Below are 25,998 nucleotides of genomic sequence, written 5' to 3'. Positions count from 1 at the left end.
CAAATGTATGTGAAAAAAAATTCACATTCCTAATAAGTATTGAATTGTATATTATTTTTTAGGCTTTTAACCTTCTTTAAGACCCTGTTAATTAATGTATGTTTCAATATTAAAATTAATATAACCACTAACAAATCGATACTGTCAACTTGTCATAATCTGCAAATAATTTCTATCTTTGCATGCTTATTGCGCTTTTAAAAAACGCACCTATTATATAAAAATTCTCGTTTTTTCGAGAAATGAATATGGAGAAAATAATTGACGAAAATAAACAAGGAGAACACCTTACTATAGCCCCTAAAGTTGGCAATGAACGAAAACTTTTTATAGAAAGTTATGGTTGCCAAATGAATTTTAGTGATAGTGAAATTGTAGCTTCTATACTTTCTAAAGAGGGTTTTAATACTACAAAAAATCTAGAAGAGGCTGATTTAGTATTGGTGAATACATGTTCCATTAGAGATAAAGCCGAACAAACTGTACGTAAACGTTTAGAAAAATACAATGCTGTAAAAAAAATCAATCCTAAAATGAAGATTGGTGTTTTAGGATGTATGGCAGAACGTTTAAAAAGTAAATTTTTAGAAGAAGAAAAAATGGTTGACCTTGTGGTTGGCCCGGATGCATATAAAGATTTGCCCAATTTAATTAGTGAAGTTGATGAAGGCCGTAATGCTGTAAATGTTATTTTATCTAAAGATGAAACTTACGGAGATATTGCTCCTGTTCGTTTAAATAGTAATGGTGTTACAGCTTTTGTTTCTATTACTAGAGGTTGTGACAATATGTGTACGTTTTGTGTGGTTCCTTTTACTAGAGGTAGAGAACGCAGTAGAGATCCACAATCTGTTATTGAAGAAGTTAACGATTTAGCAAGTAGAGGTTTTAAAGAGGTAACGCTTTTAGGGCAGAATGTAGATAGCTTTCTTTGGTATGGTGGTGGTTTAAAAAAAGACTTTGTTAAAGCCTCTGAAATGCAAAAAGCGACCGCAGTAAATTTTGCAAACCTATTAGAACTATGTGCCAAAGCACAACCTAAAATGCGTTTTCGTTTTTCAACATCTAATCCTCAAGACATGACTTTAGATGTTATTGAAGTGATGGCAAAATATAGAAACGTATGTAACTATGTGCATTTACCAGTACAAAGCGGAAGCAATCGTATTTTAAAAGAAATGAATCGTCAGCATACACGTGAAGAGTATTTTACTCTTATTGATAATATTAGAACTCTAATTCCTGATGTAGCCATTAGCCAAGATATGATTGCTGGTTTCCCTACAGAAACAGAAGAAGATCATCAAGATACTTTAAGTTTAATGGATTATGTAAAGTACGATTTCGGATTTATGTTTGCTTACTCTGAGCGGCCTGGCACTACTGCTGGCCGTAAAATGGAAGATGATATTTCTGCTGATGTAAAACAGCGTCGATTAAACGAAATACAAGCTTTACAACGTCGTCATAGCTTATATAGAACGCAACAACATGTCGGTAAAGTTGAAGAAATACTGATTGAAAAAACGTCTAAAAAATCTGATTTACATTGGTCTGGAAGAAACTCACAAAATACCGTTGCTGTGTTTCCGAAAGAACATTATAACGTAGGAGATTTTGTAAATGTAAAAATAACAGATTGTACCAGTGCAACACTTATTGGTAAAGCCGTTGGGTATTCTGAAAATAATTAACTTGTTATTCTTGCTTACGCACGAATCTCATAAAATAGAATTAAAAATTAATTAAAAAGATTCCCACTTCCGTGGGAAATAAATATGGAATCTATACAAGCCATAAAACAACGTTTTGGAATTATTGGTAATGACGCTAAACTTAATCGTTCTATAGAAAAAGCGATACAAGTTGCTCCTACCGATATTTCTATACTCGTCACGGGAGAAAGTGGTGTTGGCAAAGAAAGTGTTCCAAAAATCATACATCAACTTTCGCATCGTAAACACGGCAAATATATTGCTGTAAACTGTGGAGCTATACCTGAAGGCACTATAGACAGTGAACTGTTTGGACACGAAAAAGGAGCATTTACAGGAGCTACACAAACTCGGTCTGGTTATTTTGAAGTCGCTGACGGCGGTACTATTTTCTTAGATGAAGTTGGCGAACTTCCATTAACGACTCAAGTACGTTTATTACGTGTTCTAGAAAATGGTGAGTTTTTAAAAGTAGGCTCTAGTAAAGTTCAAAAAACAGATGTTCGTATTGTAGCAGCTACAAACGTAAATATGTTTGAAGCCATAGAAAAAGAAAAGTTTAGAGAAGATTTATATTATCGTTTAAGCACTATAGAAATTCATTTGCCTGCTTTAAGAGAACGCAAAGAAGATATTCATTTGCTATTTAGGAAGTTTGCTAGTGACTTTGCTTCAAAATATAAAATGCCTACAGTTAAACTAACAGATGATGCTGTTCAACTTTTATTAAAATACCGATGGAATGGTAATATTAGACAACTAAGAAATGTTGCTGAACAAGTTTCAGTTTTAGAACGCAATCGTACTATAACCGCACTCGCATTACAATCGTACTTACCTTCTGGCGCAGGACAAAATTTACCAGCAGTTATAAAAGGCACAAAATCTGAAAGTGATTTTAGTACAGAACGCGAAATTTTATACAAAGTGTTGTTTGACATGAAGAGCGATCTTAATGATTTAAAGAAGCTCACCATGGAGCTTATGAAAAGTGGCAACGTTAAAGATGTCCAAAAAGACAACGAGAGTTTAATACAGAAAATATATAGAGACGAAGATTCTGATAATATTGAACCACCTGCAAAAGATGTAGAAGTTTTAGCTATTCCTCAAAGTGTGGAAGCTACTCCAGAGATTATCACCGAATCTGAAGATAAATATCACTTTGCAGAAGAGATTGAGGAAGAAGAAACTTTATCATTACATGACAAAGAATTAGAATTAATTAAAAAATCTTTAGAACGTCATAGTGGAAAACGTAAATTAGCTGCCGCCGAACTCGGCATTAGTGAGCGTACTTTATACCGAAAGATTAAACAATACGATTTGTAGGTATTAGACACTTCGACAAGCTCAGCGAGACATGTTAGGTGTTAGGTGTTAGGTGTTAGGTGTTAGGTGTTAGGTAAAAAATAATAAATATAAATGAAAGCTGTAGAAATTTTTAGAATTAGAAAACGTTTTGGGCCTAACAGCTCCGAGACCATTAGAGAAGAAGCTGAAAATTTAGTTAATGAAAAACATTACAAAGGCTATCGCTTAATTAATGTAGATTTTGATATTGCGGACAATGCAGGTTATATCTATGCGTTTATAACTATGAAACGCCCAAACAGTTATTAAATGAAATACATAAAATATATAATTACCATTATTGCTTTTACAACGGTATATAGTTGTAAAGTCAGTTATGGTTTTACAGGAGCGGATACTGGTGTTGCAGAAACATTTCAGGTTAATTTCTTTCCTAATAATGCTCCACTTAATGAGCCTGGTATAGATATACAGTTTACAAATGCGCTTCAAGATTTAATTCAAAATCAAACGAGTTTACAATTGGTTAATTCTGGTGGAGATTTAACTTACGAAGGTGAAATTGTAGAGTATCGTATATCTCCAACGACGGCAACATCAGATAATACAGCGGCACAAAATAGACTTACTATAGGTATACAAGTTCGGTTTTATGATAAAAATGACGAAGAAAAAGATTTTGAAAGGCGTTTTTCATTTTTCTTTGATTTTGCCGGTTCAGCACAACTAACAGGAAGCCAAAAGGACACAGCTATAGAAACCATTTTTGAACGTATAACGCAAGATATTTTTAACGAATCCTTAGCCAACTGGTAATATGCAATTACAAGAATTGACATACTTAATGCAGCATCCTGAAGCTCTAAACACTGAGCAAACAGATGCTATTAAAAAGATTGTCGATGCTTACCCCTATTTTCAACCTGCACGCGCGTTATATCTTAAAGGTTTAAAGAATAAAGAAAGCTACAAATATAATAATGCCTTAAAAGTTACTGCTGCTTACACCACAGATCGCAGTGTTTTATTTGATTATATAACTTCAGAAGTTTTTAACCAAAATGCAATCTCTGATGTCATTAAACAAAATTCAGAATACTTAAAAGATATAACTGTTACGGATATTGATGACATTTCTGTAAATAAAAGTGTTACAATAGACGATGCCTTAAAGCAACATATAAAAGCTACAGAAGGCGTTTTAGATCCGCATTTATTTGAAGAGAAAATCGTTTCAAAACCTATAATAGAATCCGAGAATGCTATTGAAAATGCCATTATAGATATCGATGTTAAAAACATAAAACCTGAAACTAAACTTAATTTGGGTAAACCCTTAGAGTTTAACAAATCTGAAACCCATTCTTTTGCAGAATGGCTTAAGATTACAAGTTTTAAACCTATTATAAGAAACGATGATCTCGATAGTGATGTAAAAACTACATCATCTTTAGACGCAAAAATGACTACTATAGATCGCTTTTTAGATAAGAACCCAAAAATTAAACCTTCTACAAAAGCCCCTAAACCTAAGTTAGTTAACAATGATGACGCGTCTGAAGACCTTTTAATGACAGAAACTTTAGCTCGCATCTATTTAGAACAAAAAAATTACGATAAAGCCATTCAATCTTACAGAATTTTAAGTTTGAAATATCCAGAAAAAAGTAGTTTCTTTGCAGACCAAATAAAAGCAGTAAAAGAATTAAGAGAACATAACAATACAGAACAATGACAAAGTTTACCATATTTTTAATACTAATCGTAATTGTCGCTTTTTTACTCGTTGTAGTAATTATGGTTCAAAATCCTAAAGGTGGAGGATTATCATCATCTTTTGGCGGAGGCGGAACTCAACAATTAGGAGGTGTTAAAAAAACAGGAGATTTCTTAGACAGAAGTACTTGGGTTTTAGCAACAGTACTAATAGCATTAATATTATTAGCAAACGTAACTATACCTGGCGCTGGTGGTGTTAGTGATTCTACAGCTTTAGATACTGACGAAGCTACTACGCAACAACCTGTAACAGCACCAGTAGAGACACCAACAACTCCAACTAATGATACTACAGATTCTAATTAATAGTATTTGAAAAAAGATAATTAAAAAGTCAACCTTAGTGTTGACTTTTTTTATGACTGAAACTTTGTCAGTTCGTTTCTAATGGCACAATTTTAGAATAACGCTTAAGCGTTAAATAAATTTCAAAATAACTTAAAACATATAAAAATGGCTTTAAACATTAAACCTTTAGCAGATCGTGTTCTAGTAGAACCTATGGAAGCTGAAACTACTACAGCCTCTGGTATTATTATTCCAGATAATGCAAAAGAGAAACCGCAAAAAGGAACTGTTGTTGCTATTGGCAACGGAAAAAAAGACGAACCTTTAACCGTAAAAGTTGGTGACACTGTACTCTACGGAAAGTACGGAGGTACAGAACTTAAATTAGAAGGTAAAGATTATTTAATGATGCGCGAGAGCGACATCTTAGCGATTATTTAAATTCTTATTCGCTTTTGGCTATTAGCCTTTAGCACAATAAAAAACACAATAAACTAACATTTTAGCTAAAAGCCAAGAGCTAGCAGCTAAAAGCAAAAATTAAAAACAAACAGATTTCCATTTTCGTGGAAACGCTAAAATTAAAATTTTAACGATGGCAAAAGATATAAAATTCGATATTGAAGCACGCGACGGACTTAAACGTGGTGTAGATGCATTGGCAAATGCTGTAAAAGTAACTTTAGGACCAAAAGGTCGTAATGTAATTATAGGTAAATCTTTCGGCGCACCACAAGTGACTAAAGATGGTGTTTCTGTAGCTAAAGAAATTGAACTCGAAGATGAGTTAGAAAACATGGGAGCACAAATGGTAAAAGAAGTCGCTTCTAAAACTAACGATTTAGCTGGTGATGGTACCACAACAGCTACTGTATTGGCTCAAGCTATTGTAAAAGAAGGTCTTAAAAATGTTGCTGCTGGTGCAAACCCTATGGATTTAAAACGTGGTATTGACAAAGCGGTAAGTGCTATTACTTCTGACTTAGAAAAGCAAACAAAAAAAGTAGGAAACTCTTCTGAGAAAATTCAACAAGTTGCTTCTATTTCTGCAAATAACGATAGTACTATTGGAGAGTTAATTGCTGAAGCTTTTGGAAAAGTTGGTAAAGAAGGAGTGATTACTGTAGAAGAAGCAAAAGGAACAGATACTTATGTAGATGTTGTTGAAGGTATGCAGTTTGATCGCGGTTACTTATCTCCATATTTTGTTACTGATGTAGACAAAATGATTGCTGATTTAGAAAATCCGTATATTTTATTATTTGATAAAAAGATATCTAATTTACAGGAGATTCTACCAATCCTTGAACCAGTAGCACAATCTAGTCGTCCGTTATTAATCATTGCTGAAGATGTTGAAGGCCAAGCCTTATCTACTTTAGTAGTGAACAAATTACGTGGTGGATTAAAAATTGCTGCTGTAAAAGCTCCTGGTTTTGGCGACAGACGTAAAGCAATGTTAGAAGATATTGCCATCTTAACTGGTGGTGTAGTCATTTCTGAAGAAAGAGGTTTCTCTCTAGAAAATGCTGATTTATCAATGTTAGGTACTGCTGAAACGGTTACTATTGATAAAGACAACACAACAATTGTAAATGGTGAAGGAAAAGCTTCTGATATTAAAGCTAGAGTTAACCAAATTAAAGCGCAGATAGAAACGACAACATCTGATTACGATAAAGAAAAACTTCAAGAGCGTTTAGCTAAATTAGCTGGTGGAGTTGCTGTATTATATGTTGGTGCTGCTTCTGAGGTTGAGATGAAAGAAAAGAAAGATCGTGTGGATGATGCTTTACATGCAACAAGAGCTGCTGTAGAAGAAGGTATTGTTGCCGGTGGTGGAGTTGCTTTAGTACGTGCTAAAAAAACTTTAGAAAAAATTACTACGGATAATTTAGATGAAACTACAGGTGTACAAATCGTAAATAAAGCAATTGAGTCTCCTTTGCGTACTATTGTTGAAAATGCTGGTGGTGAAGGTTCGGTAGTGATCAATAAAGTTTTAGAAGGTAAAAAAGATTTTGGTTACGATGCTAAGTCTGAAACGTATGTTGATATGCTTAAAGCTGGTATTATAGATCCTAAGAAAGTAACACGTATTGCATTAGAAAATGCTGCTTCTGTTGCTGGGATGATCTTAACTACTGAATGTGCTTTAGTAGATATTAAAGAAGATGCTCCTGCTATGCCGCCAATGGGTGGCGGTGGAATGCCAGGCATGATGTAATTTCGACAAGCTCAATTACCGCGGCGAGTCGCCACAGACAAATAACTCACTCTTGAATAAAAGATTTCAGTGAGTACATTGAATATAAAATAAAAGTCCTTGATTTTCATCAAGGACTTTTTAAATTATACTTTTTTAAAGTCTATTTATCCTCAAATACAACTTTGCCATCAAAAATAGTCATCACTACTTTTGTGTCAAGTACCTTATCTTCTGATACAGTCATTAAATCTTGATTATAAATAGCAAAATCAGCAAGTTTTCCTACTTCTATAGAACCTTTAATACCTTCTTCAAATGCACCATATGCCGCATCTAATGTATATGACCTCAAAGCTTGGGCACGAGTCATTTTTTGTTCTGGCTCGTAACCACCTTCCGGAAGTCCTTTCAATGTTTTACGGCTTATACTCGCATAAAAACTTGCTATAGGATTAACAGGCTCAACTGGCACATCTGTACCATTAACAATTGGCACACCACTTTTTAATAGATCTTGCCACATGTACGCTCCTTCTTTAATACGTTTTTCGCCGAGGCGATCTATTGCCCATGGACGATCCGACGACATATGTACTGCTTGCATCGCCGGAATGACTCCCAACTCAGCAAAACGAGGAATATCATCCGGATGTAAATGCTGTGCATGTTCTATTCTAAATCTATGATCTTCTGTTTTTGCTTTATCATTAACACCTTTCATTGCCATTTCATAACGGTCTAAAATTTCTCTATTGGCTCTATCTCCTATAGCATGTGCGCAGACCTGAAATCCATTTCGTAATCCATTATAAGCTGTTTCTTTTACAAATTCCATTGGCAACGTTTCATGCCCAAAATGATCTGGACGATCTGCATAGGGTTCTAACAACCAAGCTCCTCTTGAACCAAGTGCTCCGTCACAGTTTAATTTTACGGAACGGATTGTAAATTTATGATTTGGATCAATTCTAACTCCTTTAGAATACCATTCATTCAACAGTTCTTTATCCCAACCTGTTAACATAGCATAGATACGCACATCCATTTTATTGTTAGCTTGCATCTCATCATAAAATTCAATCGTTTCTCTTGGAATACCTGCATCATGAAAACTTGTAATCCCATTTCTATGCGAAGCTTTAACGGCTAAATCAAAAGCTTGCCTATCGGTTTCTGTTGTTTTTTCAGGAATATGCTTTACTATCAAAGTTTGCGCACGTTCGTTAAAAACACCCGTTGGTCGTCCTCCTTGATCTAAAATCACTTCTCCTCCTTCAACCTCATAGGCTCCCAAACCTTCTTTATACAAACCTGTTAAACCAGCAATTTCCATGGCTTTTGCATTTGCAAAACCTGCATGTCCACTAGCATGACTTAAATACACGGGATTATCTGGTGACACATCACTCAACCTAAAATGTGTTTGAAATCCCTTTACTAAATTCTCTGGTAAAGAATCCCATTTGCTTTGATGCCATCCGCGACCTGTAATCCATTCGCCTGGTTTTGCTGTTTCTACACGTTTTGCTACAGCATCAATAATAGATTGGTAACTTGTTGTCCCCAATAAATCTAAACTAATTTCATTATAACCTAATCCCATAAAATGACCATGTCCTTCAATAAGTCCAGGTGTCATTGTTTTACCTTTTAAATCTATAAGTTCTGTTGTTTCACCTTTAAATACTTCTGCTTCTGCCATGGAACCAGCAAAAAGAATAGTATCGCCTTTTACTGCAACAGCTTCAACAGTAGTTTGATTATCATTGACCGTGTAAATGGTACCGCCGTAAATAAGCATAGAAGCTTCTATTTTTTTATCGTTTGTGCAAGATGTAAAGCACAATGTCAGTGCTACTATAATTAAAAAAAGATTTGAAATTGGTTTCATTAGAATGCTTTTAGTTTTGCCCTAAATTATAAAAAAAAGCCAAGCTAATAGCATAGCTTCTATCAATTAAATCATATTTATAGATATAATTTTAGCAACATCACTATTGCCATAACTATCATGATACTGTTTTCAATAAATGTTGCTTTGGTCATTGGCAATTTTAATGCTGTTCCTAAACATGCACATTGAATTTTAGTTTTTTTTCGCAAAACTCTTGTAACACCTATAGTGGTAATACCTAAAATTAAAAGTGTTAGTATTAAAGCCTTTTCTATTTGAAATCGGAATAAAAAAGCTAATCCTAAGGCAACCTCAATAAACGGATACGTATGTCTATATAGAGGCATTACTTTTGCTAAAGGATCGTACATTTTAAAACTTTGAGAAAAGCCTTTTAAATCTAGTAGTTTAAAGAAGCTAAAAACGATATAAAACAACCCCATAAAATCGAGCATAAAAGCTTCTGTATTCCATGGGTTATTATTTAATAATACTGCGGTTATTGTAATATACCCAAAGATTAAAAACAATGGAAATAGTTGTTTTAATTCAGTTTGCTGAGATTTGTTTATCTCGTTTTCTGAAGTAAGATTATGATCTACACCAACTTCTGAAATACGATATTTCTCTGGTAATGCGTTTTGAAGTTCTGAAACTCCAATAGGTGTTTTTAGTTTTAATGTTGCTTCTGCTTTTTCAAGATTAATAGAAACATCACCGACATTAGGAATCGCTAAAAGTGCAGACAGCACAGAGGCTTTGCAATTATTGCAGGTCATTCCTGATATTTTATATGTACGTGTCATTCTATTTTTTTAATACAGATTCTAAAACATATGCATTTATAGTGCTCTGCCTATAATTTAATGTATACAGAATATTTTCTTTTATAATCATATCCGTTGGCTTATTAACCTTGTCTTTTAATTCTTGTTTTAAAACTCCCTTATGATCAAAGATTAAAACACGATCGTTTTCAAAATCTGTTACAAAGACTTCATCTTTAGACACAAAAATGCCTGTAGCAGCATTAATACCTTGATCCCAAGCAATAGCTCTCACAAAAACACCTTTTTTATCAAATACTTGTACTCTATGATTATACGCATCTGCGACCCAAATTTCATTTGATGTAATCTGTACATCAGTTGGGTAATAAAATTGACCATTAGCATTGCCTTCACTTCCAAAACTACTCCACTGATTTCCATTGTTATAATGAATTTGATTGTTATAAAAATCTACAATAGCTAGTTCGTCTTTATAAGTAGAAACACCTGCTGGGGCATCTAATTCTATCTGTAATGGTACTACTTTCCGAGTATTATTCGTTAAAACTGTAACAGTATCTATACCATATTGAGGAACATAAATAGAGGTTGTATTAGCATCTATATGCATGGGTCTATCAAAATCATTAACTGTTTTAATAATATTTCCCGTAGTATCTATCTGTACTAATCGATTATGATCTGAATCGGACAACCATAATTCTTCACCTTTAAGGGCAATACCAATAGGGTTAATTCCATCTATTTTAATAACCTCTTTTAATGTCCATTCTTTAATTGTCTTTTTTTCTTCTTTTTTAGGAGAATTACAACTAACAATAATTATGCTTAATAAGATTAAAACTTTTTTCATAACTGTAACTTTTTAGGGTCATTCTTTTTCCTTTTCAGAAACCTCTATTTCTCCATTAGCCCTAGTAATTTTTATAGTTACTGGAGTATAACCTGCTTCTTCAACCTGAGTTTTAACTTGTAAAAGCGTTAATTTCTTGTCTGAAGGAAATGTAAATGTAAAATCACCCGTTTCAATATCTATAGCTACATTCTTTATACCTTTAAACTCTTTAAACTTCTTCTCTAATCCATATGCACAGAATGGACAACCTAACCCATCTACTTGAATTTTAAAATCATCACGTTGTTTTTGTGCTTGTATTGTTGATACTGAAACTAGTCCTAGAATCAGCATTATTATTATTTTTGTTTTCATAATTTTCTTTTTTAATTGTTATTCTATTTAAAATGTATATCTCCCGCCGATGAATAATGAATAATTTAATTCTCGGTCAGCATCTACATCATTAACTATCGGTATTTGAGCAGAGAGTTCAATTGTATAATCTTTTCCTGCATATTGAATGCCTTGAGCGTAAAGTAATTGGTACCAATCACGTTCAAAAATCCAAAAGCTACTGTATTCAAAATAGAGGTTGATTTGCTTATTAGGAAACTGTGGCTTTAATAAAGGCAGTCCAAATCCTAACTTATAACGAAGATGATCTAGTGTTCCATCAGGAATCCAATTATACCCTAGTTCACTAGTAATTCCAAACTTTAAAGATTCATAACCTCCTAAGATACCATAATAACCTTGATATAAACCTGTACTTAAGCCTATTAAATCTAATGATTCACCTGTCGGTAATGTTTGCTCTGTTTTAATTAATATTCTAAAGGTTTTGCCTGTGGCATTTTTTTGATAGAATTGGTATTTACCTGTTAATCGTATATCTGCTAAACTACTTCCGCTAGACCCTGATTCAAAATCATAATTAATAAAAGGAACATCAACTGTAAAAGTTGTATTAGATGTAGGCAAATAACTTAGACTAAAAGGTGTATACACAAAATCTCCTCGTTCTGTATTTCTGTATTCTGTTAATGTTCTGGCTGTAAAACTATTGCTCCCTAACAAAATAATTTTGTCTAATATTATTGGTGGACCTTGTGCTAACCCGATAAGGTTAAAAAGCATTATAGCTATTAATGATCCAACATATTTTTTCATTATTATTTATTTTAATTATTATTTCAAGTGAAATTATACACGTATAAAATATAGTATACGCGCACATAACAAGTTTAGAAAATCTTGTTATTGAGAATAATAATTAAAAATCAAATGAGATAAGCCTCGTCAAGCTTGTAGAGTTGCCTGACTATGAGAGGCGGAGGATATTCTATAAAAGCTGAGTTATCTTGGCGGTTCTCAAAACGTTCTAGATAACTATATGTAAATGAGAAAACAAATAACTGTTGTTCTAGATCTAAACCTTGAAACGGAGTTACCTTTAATTCGTCTTGTCCTTGAATAATTTCAACTTCATTTTTACAACACGGTTTCTTCATCTGTGATTCTGAAGTCATTTCCATACCGCAACCTTTTGCTTCAGAAAACAACGCCACATCAACTAATGTACCTCCACAAAAATGCTTTTCTACAGTAATTGACATTGTAGAACATAACACCAGTATGGATAACATTACTGAAAAACTCTTATGTAAAAATATAAGCTTCACACTGCAAAGTTATAAAAATATGATTTAACTGTTTTTATTTTATTGAAGTCTTAACGTTTTAGCTTATAATAGTAGAGTGCTGGAAGTAAAAGAATTAAGATTAATGGTTGTATTAAAAAACGTCTTACATTAAAAAACAGGTAATACTCGTCTTGCTTTGGGTTAATTACAAAATATAAAAACAGAATTAAGAAACACACATATGCAATACCATAGATTAAACTTGAAAATTTAAGAATATTTTTATCTCTAAAAAAACAATAAATGATTCCTAATGATAATACTGAATTAATAAGATATCGTAACGATGTAAATAATACCAATTTTGCCACTTCACGCCTTGGGCTATCTATGTATAAGTAATCGTTTTGAAAAAACAACAGGTAAGGGTCATAAAACAATTCTTCCTCAAAAAGACGCACTAAAACTAAAAGCACGAAAAGAAAAAATGCAAGTATATATGCTTTTACTTTAGACATTAATTGGCTTCTTTAAATTTTTAGAAAAATGATTTACCCAAAACATCCAAAGTAAAAATACCATTCCATAAATAATAAGCGGAAAAATAACTGTATGTAATTCTTCTCTTCTCCATGGGTAATGATACAAACCTATAGATAGTATAACAATGCGTATTAAATTAACTGTATATATTAATACACTACCTGCCAGAATAAAGAGAAGCGTACGTTTTAAATTATCTGAAAATGCCAGCACAAAAGAGATAAATAGAATAATAACACTAATAGAATTACAACCTTCTATAACTCTAGCAATATATTTATCTTTAATAATCACCATCATTGATGGCTCATTAGGGTGTTTTTGTATTACAGTTTCATAACCTACAGAATTTAGTACTGCATTACTTTGCTCTGCGACCATGTTTGTAAAATAATCTGGATAATATTTTGATCCATCTGAGTATTCTAAATAAAAATAATATCCTAAAGAAAGTACAGCATATACTAACCCAAACGTAAGTATAAAACGAATAACTAATTTATATTTTGTAAGCAATGTCTTCAAGGATAATAATCTATGTTATTGAGTTGTTAAATTTATAGAAATGAGGTTTGAAAGTATGACTTTTTAGATATTTTTACCAAAATTTTAATACAAAATGAGTTTAGAGGAATTAAAACCACAAATACAATCTATTTTAAATGATTCAGAATCAGAAGTTAATAATCGCCTATTCATGGTTTGTGAATTGTTAGAAGCACATATAGATTACTACAATTGGGTTGGTTTTTATTTTAAAAATGGTGACAAAAATGAACTAAAACTTGGACCTTATGTCGGTGAACCAACAGATCATACTATTATACCTTTTGGTAAAGGCATATGTGGGCAAGTTGCTGTTAGTAGCGAAAATTTTGTAGTACCAGATGTACATGCACAAGACAATTATCTCTCTTGTAGTATTACTGTAAAAGCAGAAATCGTTGTGCCTATTTTTGTAAATGGTGAAAACATTGGTCAGATAGATATTGACTCTAGTACAATAGATCCGTTTACTGAAGCTGACGAACGCTTTTTAGAGTTTGTTTGTAAAGAAGTTGCTAAGATTTTATAGGAAAATTTATAATTACATTCCGGTTCTTATCGCTTCTACAGGATCTAAACGAGATGCTGATATTGCTGGTATAACTCCAGATATTAACCCAATAAAAGTTGATAAACCAAATCCTATAGCCATATTTTTAAATGAGAGCACAAATTCAAAATCTCCTGTAAAACTTGATGAAATTACAGCGATTAAACCTACTAAACCTAAACCAACCAATCCACCAACTACTGCTAGTATTATAGCTTCAAACAAAAATTGTAATAAAATAAATCGATTTTTAGCTCCTAACGATTTTTGTATCCCGATAAGGTTTGTACGCTCTTTAACACTAACAAACATAATATTGGCTATACCAAAACCACCAACAAGGAGTGAAAAGAAACTTATAATCCACCCGATTAAATTCATCCCAGAAATTATACCATCAATTAAAGAAACAAACCCCGATACTTTAGATATAAAAAAGTCTTCAACCTCGTCTGCCTTTAATCCACGATATCCTCTAAATTTTTGCTTTAACACACTTTCAAAAGCATCTACATCAATACCTTTTTTTGGCTTAATAACTATAGCTCCTGGCAAACCATTTTTACCTGTATTGATAAGGCTTCTTACAAAATTTACAGGTATAACAGCTTGATCATCTGGCGAATCTCCAAAAGAAACACCTATTTTATCAAGCACACCAATAACCGTTAATTTGCGTCCATAAATACGAATTTTTTTACCTATAGGATTTGTATTATCAAATAAAGTCTCTGCTAGTGAGTAACCCAAAACAACTACTGGAGATCCTGAGTTAGATTCTAATTCTGTATAAAAACGCCCTTTGCTAATTTTAAAATCGTTAATTTTAGATATACCTTGAGATGCTGGGACAATAGTAACATTTTCTGCACTTTCTGATTGATAACGTACAGTTTCATTAGAACCAAAAATACTATAAGCTACAGCATCAATACCACTTACATTTTTTTTCACAAACTCATAATCATCATATTGTAAAGGTTCAAAATTATCTCTAACCCAACGCGGAATCTCAGATGGGCCAAAACTAAAATGTGTTAAATAAATGGTATTGCTATCAATCCCCGAAAGACTTTCTTTAATATTTCTATCTAAAGAATCTACGGCAGCTAAAACTGCTATAATAGAAAATATCCCAACGGTAACACCTAAAAGCGATAAAAAAGTACGTAGTTTATTGTTACGTAATGCATTTATAGCAAATGCAAAACTCTCCTTAAAAACACGTAAATAAACTAACATAGTTGGCTCTTTTTTTTCAAATATAAAGATAGGACGTTTTCAACAATATTTTGTTACAAAAAACTTAAACAAACTCGTTTTTATCAACGTCTCTTTTTTAACTAATATGTATTTTTACGCTTTTAAAATTCACAATACATCATTATGAGCAACAAAACCATTTCATCAGCACTAATTTCTGTATTTAGTAAGGATGGCCTAGAGCCAATTGTGCAAAAATTAGACGCTCTTGGAGTTACAATTTATTCTACTGGAGGCACAGAAAAATTTATTAAAGATTTAGGCATTTCAGTTGTACCTGTTGAAAACGTTACATCTTACCCTTCAATTTTAGGCGGAAGAGTAAAAACTTTACACCCTAAAGTATTTGGAGGTATTTTAAATCGTCAAAACCATGATGGTGATGTTGCCGAATTAAAGGAATTTGAAATTCCACAAATAGATTTAGTAATTGTAGATTTATATCCGTTTGAAAAAACGGTTGCTTCTGGTGCTAGCAATCAAGATATTATTGAAAAAATAGATATCGGTGGTATTTCTTTAATTAGAGCTGCTGCAAAAAATTATGCCGATGTTGTTTGTGTATCTTCTGTTAATGATTATTCTGAATTTTTAGAGGTCTTAAACACTAAAAACGGCGAAACTTCGGAAGAAGATAGATATAATTTTGCCAGAAAATCATTTAATATCTCTTCGCATTACGATACTGCTATATTTAATTATTTTAATGCTAATCATGAAGAAGCTGCTTTAAAAATTAGTGAAACTAATGGAAAAGTGCTTCGTTATGGTGAAAACCCACATCAAAAAGGCTTCTTCTTTGGTGATTTTGATGCTATGTTTACTAAACTTCATGGTAAAGAATTAAGTTATAATAATCTTCTAGATGTTGATGCTGCTGTTAATTTAATTTTAGAATTTAAAAATGAAGATCCAACATTTGCTATTTTAAAACATAATAATGCATGTGGTTTTGCACAAAGAAGCACCATTCATCAAGCTTATGTAGATGCATTAGCTGGTGATCCTGTTTCAGCTTTTGGAGGTATTTTAATTAGTAATACTGAAATTGATAAAGCAACGGCTGAAGAAATTCATAAACTATTCTGTGAAGTGGTAATTGCTCCTTCTTTCGCTGACGATGCCTTAGACATTTTAAAAGGCAAGAAAAACAGAATTTTACTAATTTTAAACAATGTAGAATTACCAAAAACAACAGTAAGAACTTGCTTAAATGGTGCTCTAGTACAAGAGCGTGATAATATTACAGATAGCGTTGATGATTTAACTAACGTTACAGAAGTAAATCCATCAAATAATGAATTAGACGATTTAATTTTTGCTTCTAAAATATGTAAGCACACAAAATCTAATACCATAGTTTTAGTAAAGAATAGACAATTATGCGCTAGTGGAACAGGACAAACCAGTAGAGTTGATGCTTTAAACCAAGCTATTCATAAAGCACAGTCCTTCAATTTTGATTTAAAAGGTTCTGTTATGGCTAGTGATGCATTTTTTCCTTTTCCTGACTGTGTAGAAATTGCAGATAATGCTGGCGTTTCTGCTGTAATACAACCTGGCGGATCTATTAAAGATGAGTTAAGTATTAATTATTGTAATGCCAATAAAATGGCTATGGTTTTTACTGGAACACGTCATTTTAAACATTAAAAAAAAATTAATGAATCAACGTCTATTCTAATAAAAATATCGTATAATTAAAAACATTTATAAGCATTCAATATTTTTACTAATACAACCCCAATTAATTAATAATCGCACATGGGCTTTTTTGATTTCCTAACTGAAGAAATAGCAATAGATTTAGGAACTGCTAACACCCTAATTATCCATAACGACAAGGTTGTTGTGGACAATCCTTCTATAGTTGCCAGAGATAGAATCACTGGAAAAATTATCGCTGTTGGTAAAGAGGCCAACATGATGCAAGGAAAAACACACGAAAACATTAAAACCATTCGTCCATTAAAAGATGGTGTTATTGCAGATTTTGATGCTTCTGAGCAGATGATTAGCCTTTTCATTAAGAATATTCCTGCATTAAAAAAGAAATTCTTTAATCCCGCACTTAGAATGGTGGTTTGTATTCCTTCTGGAATTACAGAAGTTGAAATGCGTGCTGTAAAAGAATCTTGTGAACGTGTTAATGGTAAAGAGGTCTATTTAATACACGAACCAATGGCTGCTGCTATTGGTATTGGTATAGATATTATGCAACCAAAAGGAAATATGATTGTTGATATTGGAGGTGGTACTACAGAGATTGCAGTTATCGCCTTAGGAGGTATTGTTTGCGACAAGTCTGTAAAAGTTGCTGGCGATGTATTTACAAACGATATTATTTACTACATGCGTACACAACATAATTTATATGTTGGTGATCGAACAGCCGAAAAAATTAAAATTCAAATAGGTGCTGCAACAGAAGATTTAGAATTACCGCCTGAAGACATGAGTGTTCAAGGTCGTGATTTGCTTACAGGAAAACCTAAGCAGGTACAAATATCATATCGTGAAATTGCAAAAGCATTAGACAAATCTATTTTACGTATTGAAGATTCTGTAATGGAAACACTATCCCAAACTCCACCAGAATTAGCAGCAGACATCTATAACACTGGGATTTATTTAGCTGGTGGTGGATCTATGCTTAGAGGTTTAGATAAGCGTTTATCACAAAAAACCGACTTGCCCGTTTATATCGCTGAAGATCCTTTGAGGGCCGTTGTACGTGGTACTGGTATTGTGCTTAAAAATTTACCTAAATTCAAAAGCGTATTGATTAAATAGGATTAAATAATGCAACAAATTTTCAATTTTGTAATTAGAAACAAAACATTCTTATTGTTTTTATTACTCTTTGGTATTGCATTAAGTTTAACCATACAATCTCATTCTTATCACCGCAGTAAATTTATTAACTCTGCAAATAGTATTACAGGCGGGGTTTACGGAGCTTTTAGTGGTATCGATCAATATTTTAGTTTAAAATCTCAAAATGCACTTCTATTAGAAGAAAACAATAAATTGAGATCTCAAATTTTCAATTATTCAAATGAAACGGATTCAATTCTGATTGACTCTAGTTTTTCAAAACAAAAATTCAGAAGTATACCTGCTAAAGTTTATAGCAATAGTTACTCTAGGCCTAAAAACTATTTAACTCTAAACAAAGGTAAAAGGGATAGTATAAAACAAGATTTTGGAGTCATTACTTCAAAAGGTATTGTTGGTATTATAGATAATACCTCTAATGGCTATTCTACAGTATTGTCTATTTTAAACGAAAACAGTGCTATTAATGCGCAATTAAAATCATCGAATCAAATAGGGTCTTTAAGATGGAATACCATATCACCTTATATAGTGCAATTAGAAGACATCTCAAAATTTGCAAATATCGCTATTGGAGATACAATAATTACAGGGGGTCAGTCTTCTATTTTCCCTAAAGGTATTGGTATTGGCACTATTGCATCTTTTGAGGAAAACACAAATGGAGATACTTATAATATTGAAGTTAAATTATTTAATGACATGACAAATATTGGGCATGTTTTTATTATTGAAAACTTAGATATTGAAGAAATTAAAACCTTAGAGCAAAACAACGATGAATAATATTGTAACAAATAATATATTTCGTTTTGTATTACTTCTCATAACTCAGGTAATTATTTGTAATAACATTAATTTTCTAGGATATATCAATCCATACATCTACATTATTTTTATTCTGCTTTTCCCTGTTACGAATAACAGACTTGTTTTTTTACTTGTTGCTTTTATACTAGGCATGTTAGTAGATATGTTTTCAAATTCTGGAGGAGTGCATGCAGCAGCTGCTGTTTTATTAGCATATACAAGACCTGTTCTATTAAAATTTTCATTTGGCATGTTATACGAACACCAAGCCATAAAGTTTAGTAACTTAGAGTTAGGTAGTCTTATTTCTTATGTTTCATTAGCAACCGTTATTCATCATTTAGTATTATTTTCATTAGAAATTTTTAACACTTCTCAAATACTTCAAATACTAGAAAAAACGTTATTTTCAAGTATTTTTACCATTATATTAAGCATATTACTCATCATTTTATTCGGGAAACGTAAATGAGAAAACTATTCCTTTTAATGACAGTTATTGGTGTCGGCTTAATTTTTTTAGCACGACTCTACTATCTTCAAATCCATAACACTGAATCTTATAATGTTTTAGAAGATAATGCTGTCCGTAAGGTTTACGATTATCCCAAACGTGGTTATGTCTACGATAGAAATGGTGTTTTACTTGTTGCCAACCAACCATCTTATGATGTTATGGTAATCCCAAGAGAAGTTGAAGCCCTAGATACCTTAGAGTTTTGTAATCTTTTAAAAATCACCAAAGAAGATTTTATTAAAAAATATAATAGAACTTATAGATATTCTCCGCGTTTACCACAAGTTTTTGTATCTCATTTGGCAAAAGAAGATTATGCGGTGCTTCAAGAAAAAATGCGGAAATTCGATGGGTTTTATATTCAAAAAAGATCGTTACGCTCGTATCAAACCTCAATTGGTGCAAACGTTCTAGGTGATATTGCAGAAGTGAATCAATCTACTTTAAATAAAAATTCTTATTACAGGTCTGGTGATTTAATAGGTAATCAAGGAGTTGAAAAAACGTATGAAAAAACACTCCGTGGTGTTAAAGGCATTAAGTTTATACAAAAAGATCGATTTAATAAAAATATTGGTCCATTTAAAGAAGGAACATTAGACACCTTATCACAACCAGGTAAAGACATTACAATTACTATTGATGCAAGCTTACAAGAGTATGGCGAATTGCTAATGAAAAATAAACGTGGTGGTATTATTGCTATAGAACCTAGCAGTGGTGAAATACTTGCTATGATATCTGGACCTAGTTATAACCCTAATTTATTAGTAGGTAGAGAACGCTCTAAAAATTTCACGGAATTGTATAGAGATAGTATTGCAAAGCCTTTATTTGACAGAAGTCTCCAAGCTATGTATCCACCAGGCTCACCTTTTAAAACATTAAATGCGTTAATAGCACTCCAAGAAGGAGTAGTTACCACACAAGAACGTTTTAGTTGTGCTATGGGTTATCGTTATGGAAATCGAAAAATGGGATGCCATGCGCATTCTAGTCCTGTAAATATGAACTTAGGAATAGCCGAATCTTGTAACGCCTATTTTGCTAATGTATATCGTAGAATTATAGATAAATATGATAAGCCTTCAATTGGTATGGACAAATGGAGTAAGCACATTAAAAGTTTTGGCCTAGGTAATTATCTCAATAATGATCTATCTGTTGGCCAACCTGGAAAAGTTCCTGACTCAAAAAAATATAATAGAGATTATGGCAAGGATAAATGGTATACAACATTTACCATTTCTAATGCTATTGGTCAAGGTGAAGTTTTAGCAACACCTATACAATTAGCAAATATGGCTGCTGCTATCGGAAATCGAGGGTTTTATTATACACCACATATTATTAAAAACATTCAAAACGATACTATTCCTAGCAAATACACTACACGCAAAGAAACCACCATCGACAAACGCCATTTTGAACCCGTAATACAAGGTATGTTCGATGTATACAACAAAGGTACTGCTGAAACTTTACAGATACCTGGAATAGAAATTTGTGGTAAAACTGGTACTGCTGAGAATTTTGCAATAGTTGATAGTGTAAAAACGCAATTAACTGATCATTCTATTTTTGTTGCATTTGCGCCGAAAGACAATCCTAAAATTGCGATAGCTGTATTTATTGAGAATGGATATTTTGGAAGTCGTTTTGCTGGAAGAATGGCAAGTTTAATGATTGAGAAGCATATTAAAGGAGAAATTAGCAGAACGGATATGGAAGATTGGATACTAACACACAGCCTAGAAAACGAATATGCTAAACCTCATTCTGGAGAACCTTTTAAAATTAATAGAGAAACCACATTACAAATTGTTGATAAAGATGATGTGAAATTAACTATAGAGCCGCCTATTAAATCTTAAGTATGCAAAGAGAAAACCATAGACGTTTTAAATTTGATTGGGCTATCATTTTACTTTTTTTATTACTGGTTTTTTTTGGTTGGGTAAATATATTATCTGCCTCGCATGAAGGCGAGATTACTAGTTATTTTGATATGTCTCAGCCTTATGGAAAACAAGGAGTATTTATCATACTCACTATTGTTCTCATCATAGCAATTTTGTCTGTTGAAGCTAAGTTTTATGAACGCTTTTCTAGTATTATATATCTAGCATCACTACTTTCATTAGTAGGATTATTTATTGCTGGAAAGAATGTTAACGGCGCCACATCGTGGTATGGGATTGGTGGAATGACGCTTCAACCTAGTGAGTTTGCTAAGTTTGCTACTGCTTTAGCTGTAGCCAAATATATTAGCGATCTACAAACAGATATAAAAACCTTTAAAGACCAGTTACGTACACTACTCATTATAATATTACCTGCAGTTTTAATTTTATTACAAAACGATGCAGGAAGTACCATTGTATACGCTGCATTCTTCTTTGTTTTTTATAGAGAAGGTTTACAACATATCTATTTAATCTCTGCTATTCTACTTATTTTAGTAGCCGTATTAGCTTTAAAATACGGGATTGTTGTCACTGGTGTCGTTTTAATTACTATTGCTTTAATTACAAATTTTACATTACGAAAACGAAAACCTCCTATATTAAAATCACTGATTGTAATTGTTGCTGGGATAGCAATTGCTTTTGGAGTAAAATTCTTCTATACTTCTATATTAAAACCTCATCAACAGAATAGAATAAGTTTATGGCTCCGTCTAGAAAAAGACCCTGCTAAATTAGAACAGATGAAAAAGACTATTCTCTATAATCTTAATGAATCTGAAAAAGCGATAAGTTCTGGAGGTCCTTTAGGTAAAGGTTTCTTAGAAGGCACTAGAACTACAGGCAAATTTGTGCCAGAACAGCATACAGATTACATTTTTAGTACCGTTGGAGAAGAATGGGGTTTTTTAGGTACTTCAATAGTCGTTATCCTTTTTGTAATGCTTATTGTAAGAATATTGTATTTAGCGGAATCTCAAAAAACACAATTTAGTCGCGTATATGGTTATGCTGTAGCTTCTATATTATTTGTACACTTCACCATAAATACAGGTATGGTAATGGGGCTTATACCTACGGTTGGTATTCCATTACCGTTTTTTAGTTATGGTGGCTCTGGGTTATGGGGCTTTACTATATTGCTATTTATTTTTGTAAAACTCGATTCTAACAAGATTAATGAATGGTAAAAAAAAAGCCATTCTTCTCAGAACAGCTTTAAATTATATATATAATTACGAGTTATTGTAAACTCGCTAAACTTGCTTTTAATGTTTCTATTTTAGCCACTGCATCTGCTTCTTTTTTTCGCTCAGAGGCAACGACTTGCTCTGGAGCATTATTAACAAAACGTTCATTAGATAGCTTTCCTTGAACTGATTTTAAAAACCCTTCAGCATATTTTAATTCTTCATTTATTTTTTTAATCTCCTCCTCTACATTTATAGCACCTGCCATTGGAATAAAATATTCATTAGACTTTACTCTAAAAGTTAGAGCACCTTCAATAGGTTCAGAGATATATTCTAACGTTTCTAAATTTCCTAATTTGGAAATAACAGCATCAAAAGATGTATTTAAATTCTCGTTGTTTATAACTGAAAAATGTATGGCATCTTTAAATGCAATGTTTTTCTGTTTACGAATGTTTCGGATCCCTGATATTACTTCTGAAGCAAAATCAAATTCTGAAATCAGAGTATCATTTATTGGTTTCGCTTCTGGCCATTTGGATATTATTAAAGCCTCTTCTGGTGTTCGTTCCGATATATAATGCCATAAGTCTTCAGTTATAAAAGGCATAAATGGATGAACGATTTTCAAATTCTCTTCAAAAATAGAAATTACCTTTTTTAATGTTTTAGCATCAATTGGTTGTTGATACGCTGGTTTTACCATTTCTAACATCCATCCACAGAAATCGTCATATATTAACTTATAGATTGCCATTAAAGCATCACTTAATCTGTATTTACTAAAATGATCTTCTATTTCTAATAATACTTTTTGAAATTTAGATTCGTACCATGCAATTGCTATTTTACTTGACTCTGGTTGCGAAATTGTATTATCAATCTTCCAGCCATCAATTAAGCGATAAGCGTTCCATATTTTATTACCAAAACCTCTTCCTTGTTGACACAATGCTTCATCAAACATTAAATCATTACCAGCAGCACTACTTAAAAGTAAGCCTACTCTAACTCCATCTGCACTATATTCTTCTATTAATTTTAAAGCATCAGGAGAATTTCCTAAAGATTTTGACATTTTTCGACGCTGTTTGTCTCTCACTAAGCCAGTGAGGTAAACATTTTTAAAAGGTTTTTCTCCTTTATACTCATAACCAGAAATAATCATACGAGCTACCCAGAAAAACAAAATATCAGGTCCAGTAACTAAATCGTTTGTTGGGTAATAATAATTGATTTCTTCATTTTCAGGATTTCTAATACCATCAAAAACACTCATTGGCCATAACCAAGATGAAAACCAAGTATCTAATGCATCAGTATCTTGGCGTAAATCATTAATTGTCAATTGTGAATTAACAGTTTTCTTTCTCGCTAATTCTATAGCATCATCTATAGTTTCTGCTACTACAAAATCTTCTTTTCCGTTACCATAGTAATACGCTGGAATCTGTTGCCCCCAAAGTAATTGACGAGATATATTCCAATCTCTAATATTCTCCATCCAATGGCGGTAGGTGTTTTCAAACTTTTTTGGAAATAATTTAATATCTGGATCTTCTCCTAAAACAGCTTCAATAGCTGGTTTTACAAGTTCTTCCATCTTTAAAAACCACTGATCACTTAAACGTGGTTCTATTACTGCTTTTGTACGTTCAGAAGTACCAACCTTATTAATATGCGTCTCCGTTTTGGCTAAAACTCCTGTCTCTTCTAATAATTTAGCTACAGCTTTTCTAGCCACAAAACGATCTTGTCCTTCAAATTGTAAACCATAACTGTTTAGCGATGCATCCTCGTTAAAAATATCTACAACTTCAAGCTGATGTTTATCTCCTAAAATCTTATCATTCTCATCATGAGCCGGAGTTACCTTTAAGCAACCTGTACCAAATTCAATATCTACATAGTCATCTTCAATAATAGGAATTACACGATTACAAATAGGCACAATCGCTTTTTTACCTCTTAAATGTGCAAAGCGTTCGTCATTAGGGTTTATACATATTGCCGTATCCCCAAAAATGGTTTCTGGGCGTGTTGTTGCTATTGTTAAAGTTTCATCACTACCTTCTAATTTATAATTTAGGTAATATAATAAGCCTTGGCGTTCTTCGTGATTCACCTCTTCATCAGACAATGTTGTTTTTGCCTCAGGATCCCAATTCACCATACGATATCCACGGTAAATCAACCCTTTATTATATAAGTCTACAAAAACTTTAATTACAGCTTCAGACATATCGTCGTCCATTGTAAACTTGGTACGATTCCAGTCACAAGAACAACCTAACTTTTTTAATTGTTCTAAAATAACACCGCCATACTCGTTAGTCCAATCCCAAGCATGTTTTAAAAATTCATCACGTGTTAAATCATTTTTATCAATACCTTGTTCTTTTAATTTAGCAACAACTTTAGCTTCAGTGGCAATAGATGCATGATCAGTACCGGGAACCCAACAGGCATTCTTTCCTTTTAAACGTGCATGACGAATCAATACATCTTGAATGGTATTATTAAGCATATGCCCCATATGTAATACGCCAGTTACATTTGGAGGTGGAATTACTATTGTATAAGGCTCTCTATCATCTGGTATAGAATGAAAATAATTATTTTTCATCCAATACTCATACCACTTGTTTTCTACAGCAGAAGCGTTATATTTTAAAGGTATTTCCATGTGTTTGGTATCGTTTTTGATCTATAACTCGCAAAAATACTTATATTTCTTTTTTTGAGGAATTATTAATTAGATAATGTATTATTAAATACTTATTTCATGTTAAATAAATTACATTACATCTAATTAATTTTGCCAAAACTTAAAAAGTGAGTAGCTTTGATTATAACTTTAAAAACTAGAGTGATGAAAAATTTAATTACAATTTTATTAGTGGGTATGATAAGTTTGGGAAGTTTTGCCCAAAAGAAGGTCGCAAAAATTGAATTTAAAACTGATGTTATAGATTATGGTACTATTGAAAAAGGTGCCGATGGCGTGCGTGTATTTGAATTTACTAATACTGGTGATGCTCCTTTAATAATTTCTAACGTAAAATCTACATGTGGTTGCACCGTGCCAAAAAAACCTAAAGGCCCTATAATGCCTGGTGAAACGGGAGAAATTGAAGTGAAATATGATACAAATAGAGTGAATCCTATTAGAAAAACAATTACTGTAATTTCTAATGCCGAGACTCCAACTGTAGCACTAAAAATAAAAGGCTTAGTAGTTGACCCTGCGAAATCTAGTGTTTTAGAAAAGAAAAAGAAAAGTTCAGTAGAACAATAATA

Annotated in this window: 26 protein-coding genes; 16 read left to right on the top strand and 10 right to left on the bottom strand. The window is 32.5% G+C overall.

Annotated elements, in window-relative coordinates; genetic code table 11:
* The first annotated feature begins 248 nt into the window (after nucleotides 1–248).
* The 8 genes from miaB (at nucleotide 249) to groL (ending at nucleotide 7,323) form a co-directional block, all read left to right on the top strand.
* Nucleotides 249–1,694: a tRNA (N6-isopentenyl adenosine(37)-C2)-methylthiotransferase MiaB gene (gene miaB, locus K8Z87_RS05320; protein WP_227476454.1), complete on the top strand. Its 1,446-nt coding sequence runs from the start codon at nucleotides 249–251 to the stop codon at nucleotides 1,692–1,694.
* A gap of 84 nt (nucleotides 1,695–1,778) precedes the next feature.
* Entirely contained in the window at nucleotides 1,779–3,047 is a 1,269-nt protein-coding gene (locus K8Z87_RS05315; protein ID WP_227476453.1) for a sigma-54 interaction domain-containing protein, read from the top strand.
* A 93-nt stretch (nucleotides 3,048–3,140) separates the two neighbouring features.
* Entirely contained in the window at nucleotides 3,141–3,338 is a 198-nt protein-coding gene (locus K8Z87_RS05310) for a hypothetical protein (RefSeq protein WP_227476452.1), read from the top strand.
* A complete protein-coding gene (locus K8Z87_RS05305) occupies nucleotides 3,339–3,845 on the top strand; it encodes an LptE family protein (RefSeq protein ID WP_227476451.1) in 507 nt (168 codons plus the stop codon). It begins immediately after the preceding gene.
* Between the two features lies 1 nt (nucleotide 3,846).
* Nucleotides 3,847–4,764: a hypothetical protein gene (locus K8Z87_RS05300; protein ID WP_227476450.1), complete on the top strand. Its 918-nt coding sequence runs from the start codon at nucleotides 3,847–3,849 to the stop codon at nucleotides 4,762–4,764.
* Nucleotides 4,761–5,114 (top strand): preprotein translocase subunit SecG, encoded by a 354-nt coding sequence (gene secG, locus K8Z87_RS05295; protein ID WP_227476449.1) that lies wholly within the window; start codon nucleotides 4,761–4,763, stop codon nucleotides 5,112–5,114. The genes K8Z87_RS05300 and secG overlap by 4 nt, the downstream gene beginning before the upstream one ends.
* A gap of 147 nt (nucleotides 5,115–5,261) precedes the next feature.
* Nucleotides 5,262–5,537, top strand: a complete 276-nt coding sequence (locus K8Z87_RS05290) for a co-chaperone GroES (protein ID WP_227476448.1) — start codon at nucleotides 5,262–5,264, stop codon at nucleotides 5,535–5,537.
* A 154-nt stretch (nucleotides 5,538–5,691) separates the two neighbouring features.
* Entirely contained in the window at nucleotides 5,692–7,323 is a 1,632-nt protein-coding gene (groL, locus tag K8Z87_RS05285; protein ID WP_227476447.1) for a chaperonin GroEL, read from the top strand.
* A gap of 142 nt (nucleotides 7,324–7,465) precedes the next feature.
* Here the strand turns inward: groL and K8Z87_RS05280 are convergent, their stop codons facing one another.
* The 8 genes from K8Z87_RS05280 to xrtF all read right to left on the bottom strand — a co-directional run bounded on the left by K8Z87_RS05280 (nucleotide 7,466) and on the right by xrtF (nucleotide 13,539).
* On the bottom strand, nucleotides 7,466–9,196 hold the full coding sequence (locus tag K8Z87_RS05280) for an amidohydrolase (RefSeq protein WP_227476446.1): 1,731 nt from the start codon (nucleotides 9,194–9,196) through the stop codon (nucleotides 7,466–7,468).
* A gap of 77 nt (nucleotides 9,197–9,273) precedes the next feature.
* Nucleotides 9,274–10,005, bottom strand: a complete 732-nt coding sequence (locus K8Z87_RS05275; RefSeq protein ID WP_227476445.1) for a heavy-metal-associated domain-containing protein — start codon at nucleotides 10,003–10,005, stop codon at nucleotides 9,274–9,276.
* 1 nt (nucleotide 10,006) lies between these two features.
* Nucleotides 10,007–10,843: an NHL repeat-containing protein gene (locus K8Z87_RS05270; protein ID WP_227476444.1), complete on the bottom strand. Its 837-nt coding sequence runs from the start codon at nucleotides 10,841–10,843 to the stop codon at nucleotides 10,007–10,009.
* An 18-nt stretch (nucleotides 10,844–10,861) separates the two neighbouring features.
* Entirely contained in the window at nucleotides 10,862–11,200 is a 339-nt protein-coding gene (locus K8Z87_RS05265) for a heavy-metal-associated domain-containing protein (protein WP_227476443.1), read from the bottom strand.
* 27 nt (nucleotides 11,201–11,227) lie between these two features.
* Nucleotides 11,228–11,998 (bottom strand): hypothetical protein, encoded by a 771-nt coding sequence (locus tag K8Z87_RS05260; RefSeq protein ID WP_227476442.1) that lies wholly within the window; start codon nucleotides 11,996–11,998, stop codon nucleotides 11,228–11,230.
* A gap of 110 nt (nucleotides 11,999–12,108) precedes the next feature.
* On the bottom strand, nucleotides 12,109–12,510 hold the full coding sequence (locus K8Z87_RS05255; RefSeq protein ID WP_227476441.1) for an HYC_CC_PP family protein: 402 nt from the start codon (nucleotides 12,508–12,510) through the stop codon (nucleotides 12,109–12,111).
* Between the two features lie 50 nt (nucleotides 12,511–12,560).
* On the bottom strand, nucleotides 12,561–12,989 hold the full coding sequence (locus tag K8Z87_RS05250; protein ID WP_227476440.1) for an exosortase F system-associated membrane protein: 429 nt from the start codon (nucleotides 12,987–12,989) through the stop codon (nucleotides 12,561–12,563).
* Nucleotides 12,982–13,539: an exosortase family protein XrtF gene (xrtF, locus tag K8Z87_RS05245; RefSeq protein WP_227476439.1), complete on the bottom strand. Its 558-nt coding sequence runs from the start codon at nucleotides 13,537–13,539 to the stop codon at nucleotides 12,982–12,984. The genes K8Z87_RS05250 and xrtF overlap by 8 nt, the downstream gene beginning before the upstream one ends.
* A 94-nt stretch (nucleotides 13,540–13,633) precedes the next feature.
* On the opposite strand from xrtF, the gene K8Z87_RS05240 reads away from it, so the two are divergent.
* A complete protein-coding gene (locus K8Z87_RS05240; RefSeq protein ID WP_227476438.1) occupies nucleotides 13,634–14,089 on the top strand; it encodes a GAF domain-containing protein in 456 nt (151 codons plus the stop codon).
* A 12-nt stretch (nucleotides 14,090–14,101) separates the two neighbouring features.
* Here K8Z87_RS05240 and K8Z87_RS05235 read toward each other — a convergent pair whose 3' ends face one another.
* The gene (locus K8Z87_RS05235; RefSeq protein ID WP_227476437.1) at nucleotides 14,102–15,352 is read right to left on the bottom strand and encodes an ABC transporter permease; all 1,251 of its coding nucleotides are present in this window, start codon (nucleotides 15,350–15,352) and stop codon (nucleotides 14,102–14,104) included.
* 144 nt (nucleotides 15,353–15,496) lie between these two features.
* On the opposite strand from K8Z87_RS05235, the gene purH reads away from it, so the two are divergent.
* From purH to rodA, 6 genes are all read left to right on the top strand, one after another.
* Nucleotides 15,497–17,026 carry a bifunctional phosphoribosylaminoimidazolecarboxamide formyltransferase/IMP cyclohydrolase gene (gene purH, locus K8Z87_RS05230; protein ID WP_227476436.1) on the top strand — a complete coding sequence of 510 codons (1,530 nt, stop codon included), beginning with the start codon at nucleotides 15,497–15,499 and terminating at the stop codon, nucleotides 17,024–17,026.
* A 111-nt stretch (nucleotides 17,027–17,137) separates the two neighbouring features.
* Nucleotides 17,138–18,166, top strand: coding sequence for a rod shape-determining protein (locus K8Z87_RS05225; protein WP_227476435.1), 1,029 nt, complete (start codon nucleotides 17,138–17,140; stop codon nucleotides 18,164–18,166).
* Nucleotides 18,167–18,175: 9 nt separating this feature from the next.
* Complete coding sequence (gene mreC, locus K8Z87_RS05220) at nucleotides 18,176–18,997, top strand: rod shape-determining protein MreC (RefSeq protein WP_227476434.1); 822 nt, start codon at nucleotides 18,176–18,178, stop codon at nucleotides 18,995–18,997.
* Complete coding sequence (locus tag K8Z87_RS05215) at nucleotides 18,990–19,493, top strand: rod shape-determining protein MreD (protein WP_227476433.1); 504 nt, start codon at nucleotides 18,990–18,992, stop codon at nucleotides 19,491–19,493. Before mreC ends, K8Z87_RS05215 begins: the two co-directional genes overlap by 8 nt.
* Nucleotides 19,490–21,412: a penicillin-binding protein 2 gene (gene mrdA, locus K8Z87_RS05210; protein WP_227476432.1), complete on the top strand. Its 1,923-nt coding sequence runs from the start codon at nucleotides 19,490–19,492 to the stop codon at nucleotides 21,410–21,412. Before K8Z87_RS05215 ends, mrdA begins: the two co-directional genes overlap by 4 nt.
* A gap of 2 nt (nucleotides 21,413–21,414) precedes the next feature.
* Nucleotides 21,415–22,695: a rod shape-determining protein RodA gene (gene rodA, locus K8Z87_RS05205; protein WP_227476431.1), complete on the top strand. Its 1,281-nt coding sequence runs from the start codon at nucleotides 21,415–21,417 to the stop codon at nucleotides 22,693–22,695.
* Nucleotides 22,696–22,747: 52 nt separating this feature from the next.
* Here the strand turns inward: rodA and K8Z87_RS05200 are convergent, their stop codons facing one another.
* Nucleotides 22,748–25,384 (bottom strand): valine--tRNA ligase, encoded by a 2,637-nt coding sequence (locus K8Z87_RS05200; protein WP_227476430.1) that lies wholly within the window; start codon nucleotides 25,382–25,384, stop codon nucleotides 22,748–22,750.
* 186 nt (nucleotides 25,385–25,570) lie between these two features.
* Here K8Z87_RS05200 and K8Z87_RS05195 point away from each other — a divergent pair, with 186 nt between their 5' ends.
* Nucleotides 25,571–25,996, top strand: a complete 426-nt coding sequence (locus K8Z87_RS05195; RefSeq protein ID WP_227476429.1) for a DUF1573 domain-containing protein — start codon at nucleotides 25,571–25,573, stop codon at nucleotides 25,994–25,996.
* The last annotated feature ends 2 nt before the right edge of the window (nucleotides 25,997–25,998 follow it).

Source organism: Winogradskyella immobilis (assembly GCF_021887715.1).
Classification (GTDB): Bacteria; Bacteroidota; Bacteroidia; order Flavobacteriales; family Flavobacteriaceae; genus Winogradskyella; species Winogradskyella immobilis.
Note: the sequence above shows the minus strand (reverse complement) of the source record. Positions and strands in the feature narration are given on the sequence as shown.